Here is a 2,855-nt window from a genome sequence, read left to right as displayed (position 1 = left end):
GCACCATCACCGACCGGCCCCCGACGATCAGCGCCTGCTCCCGCATCTCGCCGAGCGTACGGCGAGCAGGTGCGGAGACCGACGTCTCCGAGCACACCTCCACTGGCGCCGACGGACGGGGGACGAGACGGCCGTCGCTGAGCTGGTAGGTCGCCTGAGGGCCTCGCGCCTCAGCGATTTCGGGACGAGGCCACCGTGCAGGGGCTATGCAATGATCAACGAATGAGTTCGAGGCAGAGCACGGGGCCCCTGCGCGTTACGTTCTGGGGTGCTGCGGAGACGGTCACTGGCTCGCGCTTCCTCGTCGAGTCGGCCGCGGCCCGGGTGCTCGTCGACTGCGGATTGTTTCAGGGCGTCAAGCGGTTGCGCGAGCAGAACTGGGACCCGTTCCCGGTCGACCCCGCATCGATCGACGCCGTTGTGCTCACTCATGCTCACATCGACCACAGTGGTTACCTGCCAAAACTGGTCCGCGACGGCTTCCGCGGTCGCATCTGGTGCACACCTTCCACGGCTGCTCTCGCCCGCATCCTGCTCCCGGACGCCGCGCATCTGCAGGAGGAGGATGCGCGCTTCGCCAACAAGCGCCGTTCAACACGCCACAGTCCGGCACTCCCGCTGTTCACCCAGGAAGATGCTGCCCGGGCCCTGGAACTGCTGCACCCCCGCCCGTGCGGTGAGCACTTCGAACCTGCTTCCGGCATGACGGCCCGATTCAGCCCGGCGGGGCACATCCTCGGCGCCGCGTCGGCATGGTTGAGCAACGGCAGCGCATCGGTCCTGTTCAGTGGCGACCTCGGTCGTTCCGCCGACCCGATCATGTGCGCGCCGGCCGCCCCGCTCGACGCCGATCACATCATTGTTGAATCCACCTACGGAGATCGCCTCCACCCCGACGACGACGCCATGGACCAGCTCGCTGAGGTCATTTCGACCACGTCGCGGCGCGGTGGCATCGTGCTCGTCCCGGTGTTTGCCGTCGGCCGGGCCCAGACCGTTCTGCACCTCCTGGCCCTCTTGCGCAAGAGCGGACGGATCCCCGACGTGCCGACATATCTCAACAGCCCGATGGCGGTAACTGCAACCGAGTTGTTCCTGCGCTCGGGCGGCGAACACCGGCTCAGCGAAGCCGAGGTCACCGCGATGGCACACGGAGTCGAACTGGTCCGCACGGTCGAGGAATCCAAACAGCTGACGGCGCGGCGGGACCCCATGATCGTGCTGTCCGCGAGCGGCATGCTCACCGGTGGACGGGTACTGCATCACTTGTTCCAAGTCGCCCCCGACCACCGCAACACGATCGTGCTCGCCGGTTACCAGGCCGCCGGAACGCGTGGCGAGGCACTTCTGCACGGCGCCAGCACCCTGCGTGTCTTCGGTGACGACATCCCAGTGCGCGCCCGAGTCGTCCAGCTCGACAGCCTTTCCGCGCACGCCGATGCCGACGAACTCATCAACTGGCTGGGCGCCGCGCCCCGAGCCCCTCGCGCAGTGAGCGTTGTCCACGGTGAGGCCGGTGCCGCCGACGCGTTGCGGCGGCACATCCGCCACCAGCTCGGCTGGCAGGCATCAGTTCCCGGCCACGGCACGAGCGTGACCGTTACCGCTCGCGCCACTGATCAATGAGCGACGACGTTCCGGCAGTCGTCTGCCGCGCCACTGATCCGCTGGCTTTCGCGGTTCTGCTGGCGGGGGGCGATCGCAGAACGCTCCGAAATGTCGATGCAGTCGTCCGTGAAGCCGTCGGCAACCCGAAGCGCATCGCGGAACTCGTCGGCTGCATCATCGGGTGCGACGATGAGATCGTGCGGATGCGCGCTAGTGACGCTCTGGAAAAGGTGTCGTCAGTGCCCGGCCTTGGTTCAGCCTCACCTGATGATGCTGCTCGGCCCGATGGCGTTGCTTGATCAACCGTCCGTCCAATGGCATGTCGCTCAGATGTCTCCAAGCTGTCGCTCACCAGGGCCCAACGAGAACGTGCCGTGGAGGTTCTGTGCCGCTATCTCGATTCGAGCTCCGATTGGATCGTGCTCAGCTGCAGCCTCGACAGCCTCGCCAAGTTGAGCCGCACCGATGCCGTACTTGTTCCCAGGCTGATCCAACATCTTCGCCGGTACGAACACAGCCCCTACCGCTCCCTGACGTCACGCGCCAGGAGGCTGCTGGCTGAGTTCGACCCCGGTCCGGAGTTGAAGCCGTCCGGGAAGCGGTGACAGTTCGCTCTCCTGAGAACATGAGCAGATGTCAGCGCAGAAGCGTCGGCCGATCAAGCACCCGACCGAGAAGGTGATCGGGCGTGGGTGGGCGGGATGCTGTCCTCTTCCAGTTCGAGCCGGCGGGCTGCCCCTCCTGACGGCATGAAAGGTGGGTTCGCCGACCGCCAGCGGGATGGCGCCATGCCGCGCGGTCGGCTGCACCGGGCGGGCGTCCGGGAGGGCTCGAGCGAGTGCGCTGGGGGTCAAGAAGCGAGGGAGGTCGTGGCGCGGAACGCGGTGTAGACGGCGACGACTACCAGCAGGGCGGAGAACCAGCGCAGGCTGCGTTGCGGGTCGAGCCGATCGGCGACGCGGCCTCCGGCGAGCACACCACCGATCGCGGCGATCACGAACGGGAGCGTGATGCCCCAGTCGATCGACGTCGTCGCGACCCGGGTGCTTAGCGCCACGGCTGCGTTGATGACGATCACCAGCAGTGAGGTCCCGATCGCTTCGGGCATGCGTAGCTTGAGCGCGAGTGTCAACGCAGGAACGATGACGAAGCCGCCGCCGACGCCGAATAGTCCGGTGAGGAAGCCGACCGCCGTTCCTGCCACCAGTACCACCAGAACGGCGCGAACGTCGATACGGTCGCTGACG

The 2,855-nt window shown here is 66.8% G+C and carries 3 protein-coding genes; 2 read left to right on the top strand and 1 reads right to left on the bottom strand.

Going from position 1 to position 2,855, the window contains the following annotated elements; genetic code table 11:
* Nucleotides 1-222 precede the first annotated feature (222 nt).
* Nucleotides 223-1,626, top strand: coding sequence for an MBL fold metallo-hydrolase (locus GX543_RS07805; RefSeq protein ID WP_290851084.1), 1,404 nt, complete (start codon nt 223-225; stop codon nt 1,624-1,626).
* Nucleotides 1,623-1,907 carry a hypothetical protein gene (locus GX543_RS07800; RefSeq protein ID WP_290851083.1) on the top strand — a complete coding sequence of 95 codons (285 nt, stop codon included), beginning with the start codon at nt 1,623-1,625 and terminating at the stop codon, nt 1,905-1,907. Before GX543_RS07805 ends, GX543_RS07800 begins: the two co-directional genes overlap by 4 nt.
* 551 nt (nt 1,908-2,458) lie before the next feature.
* On the opposite strand, the gene GX543_RS07795 is transcribed toward GX543_RS07800, so the two are convergent.
* Nucleotides 2,459-2,855: sulfite exporter TauE/SafE family protein (locus tag GX543_RS07795; protein WP_290851082.1), on the bottom strand; the 397-nt coding region annotated here is incomplete at its 5' end.

This window comes from Gordonia sp. (in: high G+C Gram-positive bacteria) (genome assembly GCF_012515855.1).
Classification (GTDB): Bacteria; Actinomycetota; Actinomycetes; order Mycobacteriales; family Mycobacteriaceae; genus Gordonia.
The sequence above is the reverse complement of the archived record's forward strand: the minus strand, read 5'-3'. Positions and strand labels throughout refer to the sequence as shown.

Excerpts from the sequence above, each read along its gene's own strand:
- GX543_RS07800 (WP_290851083.1), top strand. The coding sequence starts at position 1,623 with ATGAGCGACGACGTTCCGGCAGTCGTCTGCCGCGCCACTGATCCGCTG.
- GX543_RS07805 (WP_290851084.1), top strand. The coding sequence starts at position 223 with ATGAGTTCGAGGCAGAGCACGGGGCCCCTGCGCGTTACGTTCTGGGGT.